Source organism: Janthinobacterium psychrotolerans, from assembly GCF_001677885.1.
Classification (GTDB): domain Bacteria; phylum Pseudomonadota; class Gammaproteobacteria; order Burkholderiales; family Burkholderiaceae_D; genus Janthinobacterium; species Janthinobacterium psychrotolerans.
This window is the reverse complement of sequence record NZ_LOCQ01000053.1, coordinates 189,422-212,175: the sequence shown is the minus strand read 5'-3', so window position 1 is coordinate 212,175 and position 22,754 is coordinate 189,422. Positions and strand designations below refer to the sequence as shown.

The window sequence follows — 22,754 nt, the reverse complement described above, 5'->3', positions numbered from 1 at the left end:
CCGAGCCTTGCAGGCCAATTGCCACCTTATCCAATGTTCACCTCGCGTAGTGTGGATTGCCGCGCATCGATGCGCCCGTCGCGCAGGGTCAGCACATGGTCGCCGAGAATGCGCGCGTCTTCCGGGTCGTGCGTGATCAAGATCATCGGCACGCCCAGGCGCTCTTGCCATTGGCGCAGTTCCTCGCGCATGGTGACCCGCAAGGCCGGGTCAAGCGCGGCGAACGGTTCGTCCAGCAGCAGCGCGGACGGTTCGGCCACCAGCGCCCTTGCCAGCGCCACGCGTTGGCGCTGGCCTCCGGACAACTGGTCGGGATATTGATGCGCCAGTTCCTGCAGGCCAAACGCATCGAGCCAATGCTCGACTTTGGCCAGTTTTTCGCGCGCGCGCGGATTGAACCAGCCGCGCGCCAGGCCAAAGCCCACGTTCTGGCGCACCGTCAGGTGCGGGAACAGCGCATAGTCCTGGAACAGATAGGCCACATTGCGCTGCTGCGGCGCCAGATTGATGCCGGCGGCGGCGTCGAACAAGGTGCGCCCATTGATGCGGATATGGCCGGCGTCCGGTGTCAGCAGGCCGGCGATGGCCTTCAAGGTCATGCTCTTGCCGGCGCCGGACGGCCCGTACAGGGCGATGCGCTCGCTGCCGGAGGTGCATTGCACCTGCAAGTCAAAGCGGCGTTTGCCGGAGCGCAAGGTGGCGCGGATGTCGAGGTCGAGTTGCATGGTTTATTTGTGCGCGATGCGGCCGGGCGCCAGCTTGCCGGCAGCCAGCAGCACCACGATGCAGACAAACGACGTGATCAGCACCAGGGTGTTGGCGGTGTCGTCCTGGCCCGCCTGCACCGCCTCGTACACGGCCACCGACAGGGTCTGGGTCTTGCCGGGGATGCTGCCGGCCACCATCAGGGTGGCGCCGAACTCGCCGAGCGCGCGCACAAACCCCAGCAGCACGCCGGCCAAAATACCGCGCCAGGCCAGCGGCAGGGTGACGCGAAAAAAGATGGCGACTTCGGCGATGCCGAGCACCCGCGCCGCCTGTTCCAGCTGGCCGTCGACCGCCTCGAACGCCGCGCGCGCCGGCTTGAACACCAGCGGAAAGGCGACGATGGTGGCGGCGATCACGGCGCCCTGCCAGGTAAAAATCAGGTTGATGCCGAAGTGTTCCTGCAGCCAGACACCGAGGGTGCCGCGCCTGCCCAGCAGCACCAGCAGATAGTAGCCCAGCACCGTGGGCGGCATCACCATCGGCAGGGTCAACAGGGCATCGAGCAGCTCGCGCCCGGGAAAGCGCGTGCGCGCCAGCAGATAGCCGGTGCCGATGCCGAGCAACAAATTGAGCGCCGTGGCCCATGCCGCCACTTTCAGCGACAGGGCCAGCGCGGTCCAGGCGATATCCATGCGCGTGCCGGGTTATGGTTTCTTGAATCCGTACTTGGCCAGGATCGCCTGCGCCGGCTTTGTTCGCAAATAGCCGACAAATCGCTTCGCTTCAAGCGCGTTGGCGCTGTCCTTGATGGTGGCGATCGGGTACAGCACCGGCGCGTCCAGTGGCACCTCGAACACCACCTTGACCTTGTCTTGCATGATGGCCGCGTCGGTGGCATAGACAAAGCCCGCATCGACTTCGCCGCGCGCCACGTAGTCGAGCGACTGGCGCACATTCTGCGTGCCGATGGCTTTCGCCTGCACGCCGTCCCACAGCTTCGCCTTTTTCAGGGCGCCTTGCGCATAGCGGCCGACCGGCACGCTGGCCGGGTTGGCGAGCGCCACGCGGGTGACGCTTTTGCGCGTCAGGTCATGCAAGTTTTTGATCGCCAGCTTGCTGTCCGACGGCACGATCAGCACCAGGCTGTTGCTGACGAAATCGTGGCGCTCGGCTGGCAGGACCAGGCCCTGTTTTTGCGCCGTGTCCATGGTCTCCTGGTCGGCCGAGGCAAACACATCGACCGGCGCGCCCTTGACGATCTGCTGCAGCAGCACGCCCGAGGCGGCAAAGTTCAAGGAGACCTTGCTGCCTGGATACTGCGCCTCGTAGCTTTGCGCCGCATCCTTGAAGGCGTTCGTCAGGCTCGCTGCGGCCGAGACCACCACTTCGCCGGCCATGGCGGAGGTGGCGACGGTGGTCAACAGGGCGGCGCCCAGCATGCGGGCGAGAGAGGTCAGGCGCATGGTCGTATCCTTGTAAATGCACAATCAACAGAAGCGTAATATACACTGATATATAGCGCTCTTCCATCGCACAGATCAAGCGCTTGCCAGCCACAAAGCCTGATATACTGTATAAATACACAGTATTTCGGAGCGCCCCATGGAATTGACGGACAAGCTGGAAATCCTGGCCGACGCGGCCAAGTACGACGCGTCCTGCGCCAGCAGCGGCGCGCCCAGGCGCGACTCGATCGGCAAGGACGGCTTTGGCGCGACGTCCGGCATGGGCATCTGCCACAGCTATACGCCGGACGGGCGCTGCGTGTCGCTGCTGAAAATCCTGCTGACGAATTACTGCCAGTACGACTGCCAGTACTGCGTCAACCGGCGCACCTCGAACGTGCCGCGCGCCCGCTTCACAGTGGCCGAAGTGGTCAAACTGACGGCCGACTTTTACCTGCGCAACTACATCGACGGCCTGTTCCTCAGTTCCGGCATCATCCAGTCGGCCGATTACACGATGGAGCAGCTGGTGCAGGTGGCGCGCGAGCTGCGCGAAGTGCACCAGTTCCGCGGCTATATCCATCTGAAAACCATCCCCGACGCCGACCCGGCCCTGATCGCCGCCGCCGGCCGCTATGCCGACCGCCTCAGCGTCAATATCGAGCTGCCGACGCAGGACAGCGTGCAGAAGCTGGCACCCGAAAAAAGCGTGCACACCATCAAGCTGGCGATGGGGTCTATCCGCCGCAAGCTCGATGAAAAAGCGGAAGAGCCCAGGTCGCCGCGTTTCGCGCCGGCCGGGCAAAGCACGCAGATGATCGTCGGCGCCGACGCCAGCGACGACCAGCAAATCCTCAACACGGCCGAAACCCTGTACGGCAGCTACAAACTCAAGCGCGTGTATTACTCGGCTTTCAGCCCCATCCCCGACAGCCCGAAAAGCGTGCCGCTGGCGCCGCCGCCGATGCTGCGCGAACACCGGCTGTACCAGGCCGATTTTCTGCTGCGCAGCTATGGCTTCCAGGCCAGCGAACTGCTGCCCGCCAGCGGCGGCAACCTGGCGCTCGATATCGATCCGAAGCTGGCCTGGGCGCTGGCGCACCGCGAGCATTTTCCGATGGACCTGAACCGTGCCGCGCCGCACATGATCGCGCGCGTGCCCGGCATCGGCCTGCGCAACGCCCAGCGCATCGTCGACCTGCGCCGCTTGCGGCAAGTGCGCTACGCCGACCTGTCGCGCCTGCGCTGCAGCATGAAAAAAATCGCGCCCTTCATCATCACGGCCGACTATTTTCCCGCACGCGACACCACCACCTCCGAAAACCTGCGCCGCGCCATGACCGAAGCGCCGCAGCAGATGAATTTGTGGCCGGAGCTGCAGGCGGCATGAACCAGGTGGTGCGCCTGGCGCAGTCGTTCGACGAGTGGCGCACGGCCGCGCGCGAGCTGATCGCGCGCGGCGTGGCGCCAGCCGATGTGCAATGGCAGTCGCTGCCTGGGGACGGCGACCTGTTTTCAATCGCGCCAGAGGCCACGGATGCCAGCGCGCCGCCGCTGCGCCTGCCCCGTTCCCTGGTGGAACTGCTGGAAAGCGCCGCCTGTTTCAATGTAGCTGACCGCTGGGCGTTTTTATACCAGGTGCTGTGGCGCTGGCAGCAGGGCCAGCACGACGTGATCTCGCCGGCCGATGCGGACGGCGCGCGCCTGCACGGCATGGCCAAGGCCGTGCGCCGCGAAGAACACGACATGCACGCCTATGTGCGTTTCAGGGAGCGCCAACAAGAGCAGGGCGCGCCGCGCTTTGTCGCCTGGTTCGAACCGGCCCATGAGGTGCTGCCGCAAGTGGCGCGCCACTTCGCGCGCCGCATGGGACCCATCAGCTGGATGATCGCCACGCCGACCGCCACCATGCTGTGGGACGGCACCACCTTGCAGGCCGGCCCGGCCCTGATGCGCGGCCCTACCGAGCGCGGCCCGGCCGAGCGCGGCCCGGCCGATATCGACGACGCCGGCGAAGCGCTGTGGCTGACCTATTACCGCAGCATCTTCAACCCCGCGCGCCTGAACGCCGACCTGCTGCGCAGCCATATCCCCTCGCGCTTCTGGAAAAACCTGCCCGAAGGCGCCATCGTACCGGCCATGGTCAGTGGCGCGGCCAACGGCGAGCGCCGCACCGGCCAGACCGCCACCGTCGGCCAGCGCAGCGGCGCGGCCATGATCCCGATCTCCGCAGAACGCGCCCAACCCGTACGCGAAGCATCGACCACCCTCGACCAGTGCCGCCGCTGCGAACTGTGGAAAAGCGCCACCCAGGCGGTACCCGGCGTGGGTCCACAGCAAGCGTCCATCATGCTGGTCGGCGAACAACCGGGCGACCAGGAAGACCTGGCGGGACTGCCGTTTGTGGGCCCCGCCGGCGCGGTACTGGAACGCGCCATGCAGGACGCTGGTATCGCGCGCGACAGCATTTATGTCACCAACGCCGTCAAGCATTTCAAATGGGAACCACGCGGCAAGCGCCGCCTGCACAAGACCCCGGCCCAGCGCGAAATCGCCGCCTGCCATGACTGGCTGGAGCAGGAATTACACAACGTCAAACCGCAGGTGATCGTCGCCTTGGGCAGCACCGCCTTGAAGTCGATCCTGCAGGATGGCGCGGCCACCATGACGCCGCTGATCGGCACGCCGGTGCAGCATGACGGTCGCTGGGTGGTGACCGTGTATCACCCGTCGTATGTGCTGCGGGCGCCGGATGAGGAGAACAAGAGGCAGGCGTATCGGGTAATTGTCGAGGGGCTACGGCAGGCGCTGAGGCTGATCGTCGGCGTAGCATCGGTCATCGACGCTTGAACGAAAAATTTGTATTGACATTACGATGGACAGTGATAGCGTTCATTGAGCGCCGCGACAAAACCGGCGCGCTCAAACAGGACATGATGCGGGAACTGCCACCGGAAGGATAACCCTGGTATGAAAGAAGCCCAGAACATCGAATGGAAGCAGTCCTGGCGCGATGAGTACCTGAGATGGATCTGCGGCTTTGCCAATGCCGAGGGCGGTATGCTGGTCATCGGCAAGAACGACAGCGGCGAGGTGGTGGGTGTGGACAACGCGGCCAAGCTGCTGGTGGACATCCCCAACAAGGTACGCGATATTCTGGGCATTGTAGTAGCGGTCAATTTGCATACGCAGGCCGGGCGCGACTGGCTGGAGATCGTGGTCGATGGCTATCCGAGTCCGATCAGCTACAAGGGTGAATACCACCTGCGCAGCGGCAGCACCAAGCAGGAGCTGCGTGGCGCGGCGCTCGATCGTTTTCTTCTGCGCAAACTGGGCAGGCACTGGGATGGTGTACCAGTACCGCATGTGGCCATGACCGATCTGGCGCCGCGCGCCATGCTGGCGTTTCGCAAGCTGGCGGCGACCTTGCTGTTTCATGCCGATCCCGAGAAATTCACCACCGGCGCCTGCGTGAAGATCGGTTTCTTCCGTACCGACTCCGACTTGCTTTACCAGGACGTGATCGAGGGCGACCTGTTCACGCAGGTGGAAACAACACTCGCGCTGCTGCAGACCAAATACCTTCGCGCCGGAATTTCCTACCAGGGAGCGCAGCGCATGGAGCGCTTGCCGGTGCCCGAGGCGGCCTTGCGCGAGGCCGTAATCAATGCCATTGCGCACAAAGATTATGGCGCCGCGATTCCGACCCAGATCAGCGTGTACCATCACAAGCTGATCATCTGGAACGCCGGCCAGTTGCCGCCTGACTGGTCGCTGGCGCGCCTGATGACCAAGCACTCGTCGCAGCCGGCCAATCCGGACATTGCCCGCACCTTGTTCCTTGCCGGCTTGATCGAATCGTGGGGCCGAGGCATCGACCTGATACGCCGGTCATGCGTGGCCAAAGCAAGTCCGCTACCGATAGTCGATTGTGACAGCACGGCGTTCTGGGTAGAGTTTCCGTTTCCTGTGCTGGCATCGAAAAAATCATTGCCAGGGTACGCCGTCGGCAAAAGAACTTTGCTTGAAACGCCGGCTAAAACGCCGGTTAAAACGCCTGTTAAAACGCCGGTTAAAACGCCTGAAGCAATCCTGCAATATCTTGCGGATCACCCGGCCATGACGCTGGCCGAAGTGGCTACCCGGATGGGCAAGTCGCTCAGTGCCGTCCAGCGGGCCAGCGCAAAACTCGTCAAGGATGGCAAGCTGAAATATGTCGGGCCTCAGAAAGGCGGACGCTGGGAAGTGTCGACTTGACGTCGCACAGTCACCGTGCAGCACCTTTCTTTACAGCGTAGACACCGTCGCTTCCTTGCCCTCGTCCCGTCTTGCATAGCGCTGCGCAATCACCGCGCACACCATCAATTGAATCTGGTGGAACAGCATCAGCGGCAGAATCACCATGCCCAGGGAACGGGTCGAGAACAGCACCTTGGCCATCGGTACGCCGCTGGCCAGGCTTTTCTTGGAGGCGCAAAAGACGATGGCGATCTCGTCTTCCTTGGAAAAACCCAGGCGGCGGCTGACCAAGGTGGAGATGCCCAGCACCAGCGCCAGCAGCAACAGGCTGATCAGGCCCAGCGCGACCAGGGTTTCGACCGACAGGGTGTGCCAGATGCCTTCGTTGACCGCTTCGCTGAAGGCCGTGTAGACCACCAGCAAAATTGAGCCCTGGTCGACGTATTTCAGGGTGGCCTTGTGGCGGTCGACCCAGCGGCCGATCCAGCGGCGCAGGAACTGGCCGGCCAAAAACGGCAGCAGCAGTTGCATCACGATCGACAGCACGGCGTCGACCGACGACTTGCTTTCCGCGCCCTTGGCAATCAGCAGCCCGACGAGGATGGGCGCGAGGAAAATGCCGATAAAGTTCGAGGCCGAGGCACTGCAGATGGCGGCGGGCACGTTGCCGCGCGCCATGGCGGTCATGGCGATCGACGATTGCACGGTTGATGGCAGCGCGCACAGGAACAGGATGCCCATGTACAGGTCGGGCGTGAGAAAGGTCAGGGCCAGCGGACGCAGCGCCAGGCCCAGCAGCGGAAACAGAATAAAGGTGCTGGCCAGCACCAGCAGGTGCAAGCGCCAGTGCAGGGCGCCGGCCACCACGGCTTCGCGCGAGAGCTTGGCGCCGTGCAGGAAAAACAGCAGGCCGATGGCGACGGTGGTGACATGGCCGAACACCACGGCGGTCGTGCCCGAGCACGGCAGGAAGCTGGCCAGCGCCACGGTCACCAGCAGGGCGATCGTAAAATTATCGGGTTTCAGATTGCGCAGCAGGGCGCCGGGAGAGAAAGAAGACATGCGTAGGCCTGGTAGCGGCGCAGCGTAGCGCCAGTGCCAGGCATTCTACCTGCTTGCTTGGCGGCATGCCTGGAAGCTGCATGCCGCTTTCGTCGTTGTTTTAAACAATGCCGCTGCTGCTGGCCCCTGCTTTTGGTGGACGCGCCACGCCGCGCGCTTCGCGGTAGCCCGTGGTGCGATAGCAGGCCACCGGATCGATCGCCGCGCCCGAGCGCAGGCGCGCCATGGCCAAAATCGCGCTGACGTCGGTGCGGAAAGCCTGTTTCAAGGCTTGTGCGGAGGCGTGTACGTCGTTGCTTTCCTGCAGCTGGCGCAGGCCGGCGCGGTCGACCAGCGCGGACTGGATAAAGGCGCGCTGCACCTCGACGGCGCTGCTCATCAGGCTTTCGATCGGGTCGGTCACATTGTGCGACTGGTCCAGCATGTAGGCGGGGTTGAAGGTGCTGCCTTCGCGCTCGGCCGCGTCGGCCAGTTCATTGAAGACCAGGAACAGCTGGAACGGATTGATGCTGCCCGAATCGAGGTCGTCGTCGCCGTATTTGCTGTCGTTGAAATGGAAGCCGCCCAACTTGCCGAACTGCGCCAGGCGCGCCACGATCATCTCGATATTCGTGTTCGGCGCGTGGTGGCCCAGGTCGACCAGGCATTTGGCTTTCGGCCCCAGGGTGGTGGCGCAGGCAAAACTGGTGCCCCAGTCGGCAATCGTGGTGGCGTAAAAGGCCGGCTCGAACAGTTTGTGTTCAATGAAAATGTTCCAGTCGGCAGGCAGGGCGCCGTAGATGTCGCGCATGCTGTCCAGGTAGCGCTCCAGCGCGCCGCGCAGATTGTGCTGGCCCGGGAAGTTGGCGCCGTCGCCGACCCATACCGTCAGCGCTTTCGACCCCAGCGCGCGGCCCAGTTCGATACATTCGATATTGTGCTCGACCGCCTGCGCGCGCACGGCCGCGCTTTGCGAGGTCAGGCTGCCGTGCTTGTAGGTGTGCGCCTGGCCCAGTTGATCCTGGAAGGTGTTGGAGTTGACGGCGTCAAAGGCCAGGCCGTAGCCTTGCGCGATCTCGCGCAAGGCGGCCGTGTCGCTGACCTTGTCCCATGGGAAATGCGGCGAGACGGCGGGCGTGGCTTGCGTCAACTGGTTGATGACGGCGCAGTCTTCCAGTTTTTCAAAGATATTGCGCGGCTCGCCCACGCCGGGAAAGCGGGCAAAGCGGGTGCCGCCGGTGCCAGCGCCCCAGGTGGGCACGGCGACGGCAAAGGTCTGCGCCAGCGCCGTCAGTTGTTCAATGTCCTGGCCGCGCCGTTGCAGCACGCCGGCCAGCGCCGCGTAGTCGGCGTCCAGATTCGCTTGCAGCTTGGCATTGTGCTCGGCCACCAGGCCTTCGTTGATCATGGTATTCATGTTTTGTCTCCTTGTGCGCAGCGCGGCGCGTTGGCCGGCTGCTTTTTTATAGGACTGGATTATCGCGGATTATCGTGTAAAAGCGGCCGCATTGCCGGCATCGACATTGATGATATTGCCGGTGCTCTTGGCGGCTTTTTCGCTGGACAGGAAATACACGGCTTCGGCGATGTCTTCCGGCAGCACGCTGCGTTTGAGCATGCTGCGCTGGCGGTAGAATTCCTCGATATCGTCCGAATCGATCTTGTTCGAGGCGGCGCGCTCTTCCTTCCATTTGCCGTCCCAGATGCGCGAACCGCGGATCACGGCGTCGGGGTTGACCACATTGACACGGATGCCGTGCGGCGCGCCTTCGAGCGCCAGGCAGCGCGCCAGGTGGATTTCGGCCGCCTTGGCGGTGCAATAGGCCGAAGCGCCGCCGGAGGCCACCAGGCCATTCTTGCTGGCCACATACACCATGCTGCCGCCCAGCTGCTGCTGCTTCATGATGCGAAACGCCGCGCGGCTGACCAGGAAGTAGCCGGTGACCAGGATCGACTGGTTGCGTTCCCACATTGCCAGGGTCGTGTCTTCCACCGGCGCCGACGAGGCGATGCCTGCGTTGGAGACCAGCAGATCCACGCCGCCAAAGCGCAGCGCGGCCGCGTTCAAAATGGCTTCGACTTCATGTTCGGCCGTGATATTGGCGCGCACCGTGGCGATACTGTCACGCCCCGCCACCTTCAGCAGGGCCTGCTCGGCTTCTTCCAGGGCGCCGCCATCGATATCGGTCAGCATCACGCACGCGCCTTCCTGCAGCAGCTGGCGCGCCACGGCCTGGCCGATGCCGCCGGCGCCGCCCGTCACCAGGGCGATGCGGCCGGCCAGGCTTTTTGGTTTGGGCATGCGCTGCAGCTTGGCTTCTTCCAGCAGCCAGTACTCGATATCGAACGCTTCCTGCTCCGGCAGGCCGACATAGGTGTCGACGCCATTGGCGCCGCGCATCACGTTGATCGCATTGACATAGAACTCGCCGGCGATGCGCGCCGTTGCCTTGTCCTTGGCGAACGACAGCATGCCCACGCCCGGGATCAGGTAAATGATCGGGTTGGCGTCGCGCACGGCCGGGCTGTTGTCGTGCTTGCAGCGCGTGTAGTAGGCGATATAGTCCGCGCGGTAGGCGGCCAGCGCATCGTCGAGGCCGGCGACGAGCTTGTCGAAGTCCGGGTTGGCCGGATCGAAGTCGATCACGAACGGACGGATCTTGGTGCGCAGGAAATGGTCGGGGCAGGACGTGCCGAGCGCGGCCAGCGGCAGCAAATCATTGCTGCAAACAAAATCGAGCACATTGGCGCTGTCGTCGAAGTGGCCCAGCTTGTATTCGTCCTGGCTGATCTTGCCGCGCAGCAGAGGCATCAGGCGCTGCGCCAGCGCGGCGCGTTCTTCCGACGGCAGCGGGGAAACTTTGGCGCCGCCAAACGCCGGTTGTTTGGTATTCGCGGCCAGCCAGTCTTCGGCGCGCTTGATGATGGCCAGCGTGACTTCATAGCAGGACTTGGCCGTATCGCCCCAGGTAAACAGGCCGTGGCCTTCGAGAATGATGCCCTTCAGCCTGGGCTGCGACTGCGACAGCGCTTCCAGTTTCAGGCCCAGGTCATAGCCGGGGCGCTGCCATGGCAGCCAGCCCAGTTCGCCTTCGAAAATCTTTTGCGTCAGGGCCTTGCTGTTGGCGCAGGCGGCAATCGCGATCACCGCGTCCGGGTGCATATGGTCGACATGCTTGCGCGCGATATATGCGTGCAAAGGCGTGTCGATACTGGCCGCGCGCGGGTTCAGGTTGAAGGTGCAATGCGGCAGGTAGGCCACCATTTCGTCTTCCAGCGCCAGGCCACGGTAGCGGCCTTTCAAGGCGTTCAGCTTGTCCATGTAGAGCGTGGAAAAACCGTCGAGCTTGATGCTGCCCAGGTCGCCGCCGGAGCCTTTGACCCACAGTACTTCGGCCTGCTCGCCCGTCAGCGGATCGGTCATGGTGATCTTGGCCGAGGTGTTGCCGCCACCAAAGTTGGTGATGCGCATGTCGGAGCCGAGCAGGTTGGAGCGGTACAGCAGCAGTTCCGGTTCGCTCAAGGTTGCGGCGTGCGCGTCATCCCACAGCGAAGTCATGGGCGCGGGCGATTTGGTGTCCATCGTGGCGGTCATACAGTGTCTCCATTATTGGTTATGTGTGCCCAGTGCCATGACCGCATCTGTGTGCGGAGCAGTTGGCGGCAGCAGCGCTCAGTAGAAATCAGCGGCCTGATCGTGTCAATCAACAAGCAATCAAAACGGTGAGAGAAACGCAAATAATCATCATGTTGATCGAAGCGCCAATCAAGCATTTGCGCAATGGGCAAATAATCACGATGTTGATTGATTGATTGTTGACACACACCGCTCAACTGCTTAGGCTGGCTCACCGATAAAGAAGTCGTCCCTGGCCCGGCGCGCACCGCGCAGCCGCCGCCAAGGAGATGACTCAAGAGGAGACAACGTGATCAATCACAAACGCCGCAAGGGGCTGTTGAAGTTACTCGCCGAGCACAGCACGGCGAGCGTCGACCAGTTGGTCGGCTGGCTCAATTCGTCGCCGGCCACCGTGCGGCGCGATATCGCCTGGCTGGCCGAGCGCAATCTGCTGGTGCGCACCCGTGGCGGTGCGGAAAGCCTGCCGCAAAAAAAGCAGCGTACCTTTGCGCTGTCGGGCGAGACATTCCAGAACAATATCGACCGCTGCGCCGCGCAAAAACGCGCGATTGCCCGCCATGCCTGCGGCCTGTGCGCGGACGGCGACACCATCATCATCAATGGCGGCACCACCACCTACCGCATGGTGGAATTTTTGGTCGACAAGCGCCTGAAAATCCTCACCAACTCCTTCATGATGGCCGAGCGCCTCCTGATGACCAGCGAGAATGAAATTATCCTGCCCGGCGGCAAAGTCTATCGCGAGCAGAACGTGATACTCAGTCCGTTCGACAACGACATCAGCCAGCACCATTACGCCGGCAAAATGTTCATGGGCGTATACGGCCTGTCGATGCTGGGCCTGATGGAAGCGGACCCGATGCTGATCCAGGCCGAAAAGCGGCTGATCAGCCAGGCGGAGGAACTGATCGTGCTGGCCGACAGCAGCAAGTTCGCGCGCAAGGCGGGGCTGATCCTGTGCGGCCTGAACCGCGTGTCCTGCGTGATTACCGATACGGGCGCGTCGGATGCGGCGGTGCAGATGCTGGAACAGGCAGGCGTCAAGGTGCTGGCGGTGGCGCCCGAGCAGGCGCCGGAACCACAGCTGCAGGCCGAGCGCGACTGGCAGGCCCACTAAAGAATCTAACAAGAAGATGGCAGGGGGCATGGTGCCTACCGCCACATCAATAATAAAAGGAGACGTGGCATGAAGATGAACAAAATGATGGTGGCGCTTCTGAGCACCTGCATGATGGCTTGCCTGGCCACCGGCGCGCAGGCGGCGGAAAAAATGAAGATCGCGATGGTCGTGAAAAACCTGGGCAACGGCTTTTTCGACGCCGCCCACGAAGGCGCGAACGAGGCGGCCAAGCAGCTGGGCGACGTGGAAATCATCTACACGGGCCCGACCACGGCCACCGCCGAAGGCCAGATCGAAATCATCAGTTCCCTGATCAGCCAGAAGGTCAAGGCCATCGTCATTTCCGCCAACGACGCCAATGCGCTGGTGCCGATCACCAAGAAAGCCATGCAGCGCGGCATCAAGGTCATCTCCTTCGACAGCGGCATCGCCAGGGACGGCCGCCTGCTGCAACTGAACCCGTCGAGCCCGGCTCTGATCGGCCAGAAGCAGATCGAGATGGCGTCCGACGCCATCGGCGGCGCCGGCGAGATCGCCATCCTGTCGGCCACCGCGCAGGCGACCAACCAGAATATCTGGATAGCCGAAATGAAGAAAACGCTGGCCCAGCCCGCGTATTCGAAAATCAAACTGGTGTCGACCGTGTATGGCGACGACCAGTCCGACAAAAGCTACCGCGAAGCGATTGGTTTGCTGCGCAGCAACCCGAACCTGAAAGCCATCATCGCGCCAACCACGGTCGGCATCAATGCAGCCGGCAAGGCCGTGGTCGATGAAAAACTGGTCGGCAAAGTGTATGTGACGGGCCTGGGCCTGCCATCGGAAATGGCCGGCCACGTGAAGAGCGGCGCCGTGAAAAGCTTCGCGATCTGGAATCCGATCGACCTCGGCTACGCCGCCACCTATGCCGCGCATCAATTCGTGACCGGCAAGGCGACCGGCAAGGCCGGCGAATCGATTGCGGTCGGCCGCATGGGCAAGCTGACGGTCGACGCCGTGGGCGAAGCGGCGCTGGCGCCACCGTTCACCTATGACAAGGATAACGTCGAGAAATTCTCGAAGATCTTTTAAGTAGGTCGGATTAGGCGCGAAACGCCGTAATCCGACAACACCGGTAAAGCCAACAATGTTGTCGGGTTACGCGCTTGCGCGCTAACCCGACCTACGAAATCCTTAACTTGTGAATGGCTATGTCACAGAATCCCCCTATTGCGCAGAACGCGGCGCCGGTATTGCGCCTGCACGGCATCTGCAAACACTTCCATGGCGTCACCGCGCTGAAAGACGTGGCGCTGACGGTACGCGCCGGTGAAGTGATGGCGCTGATCGGCGAAAACGGCGCCGGCAAGTCGACCCTGGTCAAGACCCTGACGGGCATCTATCAACCGGACGCCGGCCATATCGAAGTGAACGGCCAGCGCGTGCTGTTTGCCAGCCCGCAAGACGCGATGGATGCCGGCATGACCGCCGTGCACCAGGAAACCGTGATGTTCGACGAACTGACGGTGGCCGAAAACATTTATATTGGCCGCCAGCCGCAGACCGGCTATCCGGCGCGCATCGACTGGGCGCTGATGGCCAGCCAGGCCGAGGCGATCTTCGCACGGCTGGAAGTGCAGCTGCCGGTGCTGGCCAAGGTCAAGGACCTGAGCGTGGCGCAGCGCCACTTCGTGGAGATCGCCCGCGCGCTGTCGCAGGACGCGCGCGTGGTGATCATGGACGAGCCAACGGCCTCGCTGTCGCAGCGCGAAATCCACGAGCTGTACCGCATCATCGGCCAGCTGCGCGCGGCTGGCACGGCCGTCATTTTCATCTCGCACAAATTCGACGAGATCTTTGCCGTCGCCGACAGCTACACGGTGCTGCGCGATGGCCATTTCGTGGCCGCCGGTTTGCTGGCCGAGATCAGCGAACCACAGTTGGTGTCGCTGATGGTGGGCCGCGCCATCCACCAGGTGTTTCCCAAGGTCGAGGTGCCACTGGGAGCGACATTGCTGGAAGTGTCGCAGTTCTGTCATCCGACCGAGTTTCGCGATATTCATTTTTCGGTGCAGCAAGGCGAGATCGTCGGCTTCTACGGCCTGGTGGGCGCCGGCCGTTCCGAGGTGATGCAGGCGCTGTTTGGCCTGACGCCAGGCGTGACGGGCACGGTCAAAATTGCCGGCCAGGAAGTGACCATCCGCAGCGCCAGCGACGCCATCCAACACGGCATCGCCTATGTGCCGGAAGACCGCCAGCACCAGGGCGCGCATCTGTCGCTGTCCATCGTGCAGAACATTACCTTGCCAATTCTGGACAGCATCGGTTTTTTCCTGCGCAGCAAGCGTTCGCGTGAGACCGCGATTGCGCGCCAGTTCAGCGAGCAGCTGGAGCTGAAAGCGCACCACTTTACGCAGATGGTGTCGGAACTGTCGGGCGGCAACCAGCAAAAAGTGGTGCTGGCCAAATGGCTGGCCACCAAACCCAAGGTCATCATTCTCGATGAGCCGACCAAGGGCATCGATATCGGCTCGAAAGCGGCCGTGCACCGCTTTATCAGCGAACTGGTGACGCAGGGCCTGTCGGTGATTTTGGTGTCGTCGGAATTGCCGGAAGTGCTGGGCATGGCCGACCGCGTGGTGGTGATGCACCAGGGCCATATCAATTGCGTTTTTTCGCGCGCCCAGGCGACGCCGGAAAACGTGGTCGCCGCCGCTTCCGGCAGCGCGCACTCGAACGAGGAACTCATATGCACTACCTGAAACAACGCGAAGTCCAGCTGGCGCTGCTGATCGTGCTGCTGGCCGTTGCCGTGGGCGTGCGCGCCCCGGTCTTTTTGACCGCCGGCAGCCTGGGCAACCTGCTCACCGACAGCACCTTGCTGATCATGCTGGCGCTGGCGCAGATGTTCGTCATCATCACGCGCGGCATCGATCTGTCGGTGGCCTCGAACCTGGCCTTGTCGGGCATGATGGCGGCCTTGCTGGCCGTTAAATATCCGGAGCTGCCGCTGCTGGTGGTGATGCTGGTGGCGGTGGCCATCGGCCTGCTGCTGGGCCTGGTGAACGGCTATCTGATCGGCTACCTGGACCTGCCGCCCATCGTGGTGACCCTGGGCACCATGAGCGTGTATCGCGGCCTGGTGTTCGTCTTGTCCGGCGGCGCCTGGGTCTCGTCGCACCAGATGCCGGCCGACTTTATCGCCTTTCCATTGAGTCATTTGTTTGGCGTCACGCACCTGGTGTGGATCGCGGCCACCGCCATCATCGCCACCTGGCTGCTGGCGCGCTATACCCGCTTCGGGCGCGACCTGTATGCGATCGGCAACCAGCCGCTGGCGGCGCGCTATGTCGGCATTTCGACCGCGCGCCGGCTGTTCTGGACCTACGGCCTGTCGGGCATGATGGCCGGCCTGTGCGGCTACCTGTGGGTGGCGCGCTATGCGGTCGCGTATTCTGAAATTGCCTACGGCTTTGAATTTACCGTGATCGCCGCCTGCGTGATCGGCGGCATCAGCATCGCTGGCGGCGCCGGCACCGTGGCCGGCGCCGTGCTCGGTGCGCTGTTCCTGTCCGTCATCAATAACGCCCTGCCCATCATCAAGGTCTCGCCGTTCTGGCAAAGCGCGCTGACGGGCATCGTGATCCTGACGGCCGTGCTGATCAATGCTCGCGGCAATAAAAAGGCCGGCCGCCAGATCCTGCCGCTGGCCATGCTACAACCCTCATCAAGGAGCGCCGCTTGAACGCGATCTCGACTTCCCCGCACCAGAGCGCCGCGCCTGGTTCGCGCTACACCATCCTCGACCGCAAGGCGCAGCGGCTGTCGCATTACCTGGCGCACTGGGAAGCGCTGCTGGCGCTGCTGCTGGTGGCCGTGTTTGTCGGCAACAGCATCTTTTTGCCGCATTTTTTCGATGTGTACAACCTGGCCGACAGCACCTTCAATTTCAGCGAAAAGGCGCTGATCGCGCTGCCGATGGCCTTGCTGATCATCTGTCGCGAAATCGATATTTCCGTCTCGGGCACCCTGGCGCTGTCATCGGTGGCCATGGGTTTCGCCCACCACCATGGCGTGCCGCCGGCAGGCCTGCTGTTCGTCGCGCTGGCCATGGGCGCCGTTTGCGGCAGCCTGAACGGCGTGCTGGTGACGCGCTTTGCCTTGCCGTCCATCGTCGTGACGATCGGCACGGTGGCGCTGTTTCGCGGCCTGGCCAGCGTGATCCTCGGCGACCAGGCCTACACCGGTTACCCGCAACTGCTGATCGACTGGGGCCAGGGCTATTTCTTCGACATCATTCCGCGCCCGTTCGTGATCCTGCTGGTATTCGCCGTGCTGTTTGCGGTGCTGCTGCATGCGACCAGCTGGGGCCGGCGCATCTTTGCCATCGGCAGCAATCCGATGGCGGCGCGCTTCTCGGGCGTGGCGGTCGACCGCTACCGCTTTGCGCTGTTTGTTGCCACCGGCACGATGGCGGGCCTGGCGGCCTGGTTGCTGACGGGACGCATCGGCAGCACGCGGCCCAATATCGCCATGGGCTGGGAACTGGAAGTGATCACCATGGTGATCCTCGGTGGCGTGAGCATTGCCGGCGGCAAGGGCAGCATCGGCGGCGTGCTGCTGGCCGTATTGCTGCTGGGCATGGTCACCTATGGCCTGGCGCTGCTCAATATTCCTGGCGTCATCATGACCATCGTGGTCGGCATCCTGCTGCTGATTACGATTGCCGTGCCGCGCCTGTTGAACCGCAAACAAACCAAAAAATAATATGGAACAAATCGCTTTCAGGATGCAGCTCAAAGCCGGCCATGCCGCCGAATATCAACGCCGCCACGATGCCATCTGGCCCGAGCTGGCGGCCTTGCTGCATGAATCCGGCGTGCGCGACTACAGCATCTTTCTCGATGCAGGCACAGGTGCGCTGTTTGCCGTGCTGCGCCGCACCGACGGCCACGCGATGGACGCGCTGCCGCAGCATCCGGTGATGCGCCGCTGGTGGGACCATATGGCCGACCTGATGGACACGCAGGCCGATGCCTCGCCCGTCGTGGTGCCGCTGGCGCCCGTATTTCATCTTGCATAAGGAGGGCCAGATTATCGACGCCACCGTTGTACTCGATATCGGCAAGACCAATGCCAAGCTGACCTTGCTCGATACCGCCGGCGCCATTCTGGCCGAACAGCGCTGCCCGAACAGCATCGTTGCCACCGGACTGTATCCGCACCACGATACGGAACGCCTGTGGGACTGGCTGCAGGGCACGCTGGCGAGCTTTGCCGGCCTGGCCCGCATCAGCGCCATCGTGCCCGTCACGCACGGCGCCACGGCGGCGCTGGTCGACGACGACGGGCTGGTGCTGCCCATCCTCGACTATGAATCGACGTTGCCGCAGGCGCTGGCGGCCGAGTACGAGAAGCTGCGGCCCGCCTTTGCCGACAGCCTGTCGCCACAACTGCCCTGCGGGCTGAACCTGGGCTTGCAGCTGTACTGGCTGGCCAAAACCTATCCGCAACAATTTGCCCGCGCGCGCCATATCTTGACCTACCCGCAATACTGGGCCTGGCGCTTGTGCGGCGTGGCGGCCAGCGAAGTGACCTCGCTCGGTTGCCATACTGATTTGTGGCAGCCGCAGCAGGGAACGTTTTCTTCGCTGGTGCATCACATGGAATGGACGCAGCTGTTTCCGCCGCTGCAATCGGCCTGGACGGCGCTGGGGCCAGTGCGCGGCAACCCCGCGCTGCGCGATTGCCAGGTGCTGTGCGGCATCCATGACAGCAATGCCTCGCTGCTGCGCTACCTGGAGGCGGACGCACACGAGCAGCCGCGCACGGTCCTGTCGACCGGCACCTGGGCGATTGCGGCCGCGTTTGGCGCGCCACTGGACCGGCTCGACGAAACGGCCGACATGCTGGCCAACGTGAATGCGCTGGGGCAACCGGTGGCCTGCATGCGCTTTATGGGCGGGCGCGAGTTTTCCGTGCTGGCGGGTGCGTCGCCGCAAGTGTGCGATGTGGCCGATATCGAAAGACTGGTGCACCACGGCACCGTGGCGCTGCCCTGTTTTGCCGAGTCCGGCGGGCCATTCGTCGGGCAGACCGGGCGCATCGTTGGCCGCGAACCTCGTACACCGCAGGAACACTATGCGCTGGCCACCTTGTACTGCGCGCTGATGAGCGACTATTGCCTGGAGGTTCTGGGTGCGCAGGGGCCGGTCACGGTGGAGGGCAGCTTTACCGACAACCCCCATTTCGCCTCCTTGCTGGCGGCCCTGCGGCCGGGCCGGGAAGTGGCCGTGTCGCAGGATGCCAGCGGCACCACTTGCGGCGGGTGGATGTTGCATCGGTGGGGCAGCGTCCCGGCCATGGTATCGACGGTAGTGCAGCCGCTTTCGTCAGAGGGATTGGCGAGGTACAAGGAACAATGGCGGGCGCTGCTGACACGATAAACTCAACGGGCAAAAAAATGCCCTGTCCGCAGACAGGGCAACCCGGAGTAAAGTACAGCGCGAGGCGTTACCGCGAGGGCGTTAGCCGGCGGCTTTGACTTTCAGCTCGTTCTTGATTTCTTTCACGCCGCTCACGGAAGCGACGATCTGCACGATGCGGTCGCCTGCTTCGGCGCTCGGCACGTCGCCCGACAGCACGACCACGCCTTGTTTCGTTGCCACGTTCACCGGCAGGGTAGCGGCTTGAGCATCGGCACCCAGGGCGGCCTTGGCCGACGAGGTGATGGTTTCATCAGGTACGGCAGCAGCGGCGTTGGCGGCAACCACGGTGTCAGCAGGAGCTTGTGCTTTTGGTGCGGAGTCAGCGGCATGCGAAGCGGTGATCGAGGCGCCCGACAGAACGATAGCGGCAACCAGGGTATTGAACAGTTTCGATGTTTGCATGGTAGTTCCTCTCAATAAAGTTAAAAGCTTCTTACTTGGTTAAAGCAACACTTTGGAGCGTTACATCTACCCATGTAGCAAAGGCCGTGCCAGCTTTTATAATCTCTTTGAAATCAACCACTTGGCTACCAATTTCCTTTTTTCGGGCTGGCACGGCCCGAAAACCCGCGCTTTTTGTCGCCGGATGGCGACACACTATGAGCACCATATCAATCATCAAACTTAAACCATTGATTTAAAAGGGTTTATTTTTGTCGCTATTCGGCGACAGGGTCGTTTTCGCCGCGGAACAGGGCCGGCGTGAGCTCGTATTTCTGCAGCAAACGGTAGAACTCGGTGCGGTTGCGGTCGGCCAGTCTGGCGGCGTCGGCCACGTTGCCGTCCGTCAGGCGCAGCAACTGAACCAGGTAGTCGCGCTCGAAGCGCTGCTTGGCTTCGTTATAGCTGAGCGCTTCGAGGGACGGCACGCGCAGCGCGCGCTGTACCAGGCTCAAGGGCACCAGGGGGGCGGTGGCCAGCGCGCACACTTGCTCGACCACATTGACCAGCTGGCGCACATTGCCGGGCCAGGGCGCGCTGACCAGTGCCGTCAGCGCATCGGGCGCAAAACCGTTCAATGGTTTCTGATATTTGTCGGCCAGCTTGTGCAGGAAGTGGTTGGCCAGCAGAGCAATATCTTCGCGGCGCTCGGCCAACGGCGGCAGGGTCAAGGTCACCACGTTCAGGCGGTAATACAGGTCTTCACGAAATTGCCCCTCTGCCATTGCCACATCCAGGTCGCGGTGAGTGGCCGACAGCAGGCGCACGTCGATCGCCCGCGTCTGGTCGGAGCCGACCGGGCGCACGGCCCGCTCCTGCAGCACGCGCAGCAATTTCACTTGCAGCGGCAGCGGCATGTCGCCGATCTCGTCCAAAAACAGGGTGCCGCCGTCGGCCGCCTGGAACAGGCCTTCGCGGTTGCCCACCGCCCCCGTGAAAGAACCCTTCACATGGCCGAACAGTTCCGATTCCAGCAGCTGCTCGGGAATCGCGCCGCAGTTGACGGCGATAAACGGCGCCTTGGCGCGGCGGCTGGCGTTGTGCAGCGCGCGCGCCAGCAATTCCTTGCCGGTGCCGCTGGGGCCGCGTATCAATATGCTGGCGTCGGAGCCGGCCACCAGCTTGGCTTCCGCCAGCAGTTCGGCCATCTGCGCGCTGCGGCTGATCAGCTCGGCGCGCCAGCTCTCGTCGTTTGAGGCTGCGGCCGGCATCACGGTCGACAGGTTGACGGCATACGCCACTTTTTCCATCAGCGCCTTGCCGTCGAACGGTTTCGTCAGATACGCAAAGGCGCCACGCGCGGTGGCGTCGACGGCGTCGGGGATGGTGCCGTGGGCCGTGAGCAATATCACCGGCAGGGCCGCGTGCTGGCGGCGGATATCGTCGAACAGAGCCAGGCCGTCGCGGCCCGGCAATTGCACATCGGTAATGACCAGCGCCGGCAGTTCGACCGCCAGGCGCGCCAGCGCCGCTTCCGCGCTGCCCACCGCCGTCACCCGGTAGTTGCCAGCCTGCAGGCGTATCGTCAGCAGGCGCAGCAGGTCGGGGTCGTCATCGACCAGCAAGATATGGGGATGGGTCAAGCCGTTCATTTCGGCGCTCCCGCGGCGGGGCGCACCGACAGGCTGCGCTCGATGTTTTTCAGCGCTTCGAGTTTTTCATTGAGCTGGTCGTTGCGGCGCTGGGCCTCGCGCAGCTGGCCGTTGAGTTTTTCCACCACCTCGTCCTGGCGCCGCAGGTCGGCATACTGGCCGGACAGGACCTGCGCCAGCGGCGCCAGCAGTTTCGCTTCGTCGCTGGACGCTTGCGTGATCGCATCGAGCAGGGTTTGCGCACGCGCCAGGTCGCCGGGCGTGCGCAGGGTGGCCTGCAGCATGGCGCGGCGGATGGTGTTGTGCGGCGCATGGTCGGCGCGCGCCAGTTCCAGCTGGGCCTTGACCAGTTCGGACGGCGTCATCAGGCGCAGGCTGGCCTGGTAGGCCAGCAGTTCGGTCAGCTTGGGATCGGCGACGACGACGATGCGCGGCGGCGTTTGCACCAGCACGGGCGGTTGTTTCGGCGCTGGCGCGGCGCAGCCGGCCAGCAGCAACACGCTGGCGGCCCATAACGGCGCGGAAAATTTGATCATCATAAAGGCAGTTCTATCCGAAAGTGAGCGCCGGCCGGGCGCGGTAAAAGAAGGACGCGGCCATCGTGGGCGGCAATATATTCGCGCACGATGGACAGGCCGATGCCATTGCCGTTGCGCGCGCCGGCCACTTGGCGCACGCCCTGGTAAAACGGCTCGAAAATGCGTTCGGCATCTTCGGGCGCGACACCGGCGCCCTGGTCGATGCAGTCGATGCGGGCGCAACCCTGGTCGCCCGACAGTTCAAAGCGCACGCTGCCGCCCTCGGGGCTGAAGCGCACGGCGTTCGACAGCAGGTTGGCCAGCACGGTGGCCAGCTTGTCGCGATCGACCTTGAGCACCAGCGAGTCGCCCCGGATGTCGATGGTCAGGCGGCGCGCCTGCCATTGCAATTGCTGCGCCGCCACCACATCGTGCAGCAACGCCAGCAGGTCGACCTTGCTGTGCGCCAGGTGCTGGGCGTCAAAAGCGGCGGTATTGTAGCGCAGCAAGTCTTCGATCTGGGTTTGCAAGGACGCCGTGTTCTGCTGCAGGATGCCGGCGATTTCGCGCTGGCCATCGCTGAGTTTGCCGGCCACCTCGTCTTCCAGCAGCGCCACGCCTTCGCGCAAGGCCGCCAGCGGGGTTTTCAATTCATGCGAGATATGGCGCAAAAAGCGTTCCTTGTCGGCGTCGAGGCTGGCCAGGCGCTGGCGCAGCCAGTCCAGCTGCTGGCCCAGCAAGCGCGTATCGGCCGGGCCGCCGACAACGATGGTCTGGTCGTAGCGCTTGTCGCCCAGGCGTTCAATGGCGCGCTCGATGCGGCGCAGCGGACGCGACAGCAAGAAGCCAAAGCAGGTGGCCAGCACGGCCGCCAGCACCACAGCGCCGATCACCAGCAGACCCAGCAGCCGGCGCTGGCGTTCCAGTTCGACCAGCAAATCGTCATTGCGGCTGCCGATCTCCGTCTTGCTGTCGCGCGCGACGGTGTCGTTGATCTGCGCCATGCGCACAAAGGCGCGCGACACCACGGCGTGGCCGTCGCGCTTGCGCTTCTTGCCAGCTTGCAATACTTCCCAGGCCGACTCGGCCTGCGCCGTCCATTCGTCGGCCAGCTGTGGCGCAAAATGGGGCGTGGCGCGGTTCAGCACGGCCAGCGCGCCGGCCGCCTCTTCGCGCGCGCTGGCGTAGCGTTCGCGAAACACCGGGTCGTCCAGCACCATGAACTGGCGCGCGCTGCGCTCCATCGCCAGCGTGCGTTCGGCCAGGCGCTGCGACTGCTCCGTCAGGACAATCGCCTGCGCCGCCGTGTCGCGGCCCAGCTGCGCCAGGCGTTCCAGGGTCAGCAAGGCTTGCACGGAGGTCGCTGTCATGATGCCGGCCGTCAGGATAAACGCGGCAAATAGCAGTTGGCGAAATGAAAGTCTGGACAAGGTGCGGCCTTCGGCAGGGGAGCGTGGGAAAAGGCGCATGGTACGCCAAGCGCATATCCGATGACGCCGCCTTGCCCGCTGCCCGGACTGCCGGCGGCGCGCTGCGAATAGTC

20 protein-coding genes are annotated in these 22,754 nt (G+C 63.4%); 10 read left to right on the top strand and 10 right to left on the bottom strand.

The window, feature by feature from the left end:
- Positions 1–26 precede the first annotated feature (26 nt).
- Genes ASR47_RS11645 through modA form a run of 3 tightly spaced genes read right to left on the bottom strand, consistent with a single transcriptional unit; the run spans position 27 to position 2,171 of the window.
- Entirely contained in the window at positions 27–725 is a 699-nt protein-coding gene (locus tag ASR47_RS11645) for a sulfate/molybdate ABC transporter ATP-binding protein (protein WP_065307938.1), read from the bottom strand.
- Between the two features lie 3 nt (positions 726–728).
- A complete protein-coding gene (gene modB, locus ASR47_RS11640; protein WP_065307937.1) occupies positions 729–1,400 on the bottom strand; it encodes a molybdate ABC transporter permease subunit in 672 nt (223 codons plus the stop codon).
- A gap of 12 nt (positions 1,401–1,412) precedes the next feature.
- Positions 1,413–2,171 (bottom strand): molybdate ABC transporter substrate-binding protein, encoded by a 759-nt coding sequence (gene modA, locus ASR47_RS11635; RefSeq protein WP_065307936.1) that lies wholly within the window; start codon positions 2,169–2,171, stop codon positions 1,413–1,415.
- 139 nt (positions 2,172–2,310) lie between these two features.
- Here modA and ASR47_RS11630 point away from each other — a divergent pair, with 139 nt between their 5' ends.
- The 3 genes from ASR47_RS11630 (at position 2,311) to ASR47_RS11620 (ending at position 6,410) form a co-directional block, all read left to right on the top strand.
- Positions 2,311–3,543, top strand: a complete 1,233-nt coding sequence (locus ASR47_RS11630) for a putative DNA modification/repair radical SAM protein (protein WP_065307935.1) — start codon at positions 2,311–2,313, stop codon at positions 3,541–3,543.
- Positions 3,540–5,003, top strand: a complete 1,464-nt coding sequence (locus tag ASR47_RS11625; protein ID WP_065307934.1) for a UdgX family uracil-DNA binding protein — start codon at positions 3,540–3,542, stop codon at positions 5,001–5,003. Before ASR47_RS11630 ends, ASR47_RS11625 begins: the two co-directional genes overlap by 4 nt.
- A 120-nt stretch (positions 5,004–5,123) precedes the next feature.
- Positions 5,124–6,410 carry an ATP-binding protein gene (locus ASR47_RS11620; RefSeq protein WP_065307933.1) on the top strand — a complete coding sequence of 429 codons (1,287 nt, stop codon included), beginning with the start codon at positions 5,124–5,126 and terminating at the stop codon, positions 6,408–6,410.
- 30 nt (positions 6,411–6,440) lie between these two features.
- On the opposite strand, the gene ASR47_RS11615 is transcribed toward ASR47_RS11620, so the two are convergent.
- The 3 genes from ASR47_RS11615 to ASR47_RS11605 form a co-directional block, all read right to left on the bottom strand.
- On the bottom strand, positions 6,441–7,454 hold the full coding sequence (locus ASR47_RS11615) for a bile acid:sodium symporter family protein (protein WP_065307932.1): 1,014 nt from the start codon (positions 7,452–7,454) through the stop codon (positions 6,441–6,443).
- 100 nt (positions 7,455–7,554) lie between these two features.
- Positions 7,555–8,850, bottom strand: coding sequence for an L-rhamnose catabolism isomerase (gene rhaI, locus ASR47_RS11610; RefSeq protein ID WP_065307931.1), 1,296 nt, complete (start codon positions 8,848–8,850; stop codon positions 7,555–7,557).
- 69 nt (positions 8,851–8,919) lie between these two features.
- On the bottom strand, positions 8,920–11,028 hold the full coding sequence (locus ASR47_RS11605; protein ID WP_082988875.1) for a bifunctional rhamnulose-1-phosphate aldolase/short-chain dehydrogenase: 2,109 nt from the start codon (positions 11,026–11,028) through the stop codon (positions 8,920–8,922).
- A 331-nt stretch (positions 11,029–11,359) separates the two neighbouring features.
- Here ASR47_RS11605 and ASR47_RS11600 point away from each other — a divergent pair, with 331 nt between their 5' ends.
- The 7 genes from ASR47_RS11600 (at position 11,360) to ASR47_RS11570 (ending at position 18,618) form a co-directional block, all read left to right on the top strand.
- Positions 11,360–12,190 (top strand): DeoR/GlpR family DNA-binding transcription regulator, encoded by an 831-nt coding sequence (locus ASR47_RS11600; protein ID WP_065307930.1) that lies wholly within the window; start codon positions 11,360–11,362, stop codon positions 12,188–12,190.
- Between the two features lie 87 nt (positions 12,191–12,277).
- Entirely contained in the window at positions 12,278–13,264 is a 987-nt protein-coding gene (rhaS, locus tag ASR47_RS11595) for a rhamnose ABC transporter substrate-binding protein (RefSeq protein WP_425402731.1), read from the top strand.
- Positions 13,265–13,383: 119 nt separating this feature from the next.
- Positions 13,384–14,934 (top strand): sugar ABC transporter ATP-binding protein, encoded by a 1,551-nt coding sequence (locus ASR47_RS11590; protein WP_245714333.1) that lies wholly within the window; start codon positions 13,384–13,386, stop codon positions 14,932–14,934.
- Positions 14,922–15,917, top strand: a complete 996-nt coding sequence (locus tag ASR47_RS11585) for an ABC transporter permease (RefSeq protein WP_065307928.1) — start codon at positions 14,922–14,924, stop codon at positions 15,915–15,917. Before ASR47_RS11590 ends, ASR47_RS11585 begins: the two co-directional genes overlap by 13 nt.
- Positions 15,914–16,939: an ABC transporter permease gene (locus ASR47_RS11580; protein ID WP_150127763.1), complete on the top strand. Its 1,026-nt coding sequence runs from the start codon at positions 15,914–15,916 to the stop codon at positions 16,937–16,939. The genes ASR47_RS11585 and ASR47_RS11580 overlap by 4 nt, the downstream gene beginning before the upstream one ends.
- A 1-nt stretch (position 16,940) precedes the next feature.
- Positions 16,941–17,255: an L-rhamnose mutarotase gene (gene rhaM, locus ASR47_RS11575; RefSeq protein ID WP_065307927.1), complete on the top strand. Its 315-nt coding sequence runs from the start codon at positions 16,941–16,943 to the stop codon at positions 17,253–17,255.
- Positions 17,248–18,618, top strand: a complete 1,371-nt coding sequence (locus tag ASR47_RS11570; protein ID WP_245714332.1) for an FGGY-family carbohydrate kinase — start codon at positions 17,248–17,250, stop codon at positions 18,616–18,618. Before rhaM ends, ASR47_RS11570 begins: the two co-directional genes overlap by 8 nt.
- 81 nt (positions 18,619–18,699) lie before the next feature.
- Here the strand turns inward: ASR47_RS11570 and ASR47_RS11565 are convergent, their stop codons facing one another.
- The 4 genes from ASR47_RS11565 to ASR47_RS11550 all read right to left on the bottom strand — a co-directional run bounded on the left by ASR47_RS11565 (position 18,700) and on the right by ASR47_RS11550 (position 22,581).
- Positions 18,700–19,062 (bottom strand): BON domain-containing protein, encoded by a 363-nt coding sequence (locus ASR47_RS11565; protein ID WP_065307926.1) that lies wholly within the window; start codon positions 19,060–19,062, stop codon positions 18,700–18,702.
- Between the two features lie 257 nt (positions 19,063–19,319).
- A complete protein-coding gene (locus tag ASR47_RS11560) occupies positions 19,320–20,693 on the bottom strand; it encodes a sigma 54-interacting transcriptional regulator (protein ID WP_065307925.1) in 1,374 nt (457 codons plus the stop codon).
- On the bottom strand, positions 20,690–21,232 hold the full coding sequence (locus tag ASR47_RS11555; RefSeq protein ID WP_065307924.1) for a hypothetical protein: 543 nt from the start codon (positions 21,230–21,232) through the stop codon (positions 20,690–20,692). The genes ASR47_RS11560 and ASR47_RS11555 overlap by 4 nt, the downstream gene beginning before the upstream one ends.
- The gene (locus ASR47_RS11550; protein WP_245714331.1) at positions 21,229–22,581 is read right to left on the bottom strand and encodes an ATP-binding protein; all 1,353 of its coding nucleotides are present in this window, start codon (positions 22,579–22,581) and stop codon (positions 21,229–21,231) included. The genes ASR47_RS11555 and ASR47_RS11550 overlap by 4 nt, the downstream gene beginning before the upstream one ends.
- Positions 22,582–22,754 lie beyond the last annotated feature (173 nt).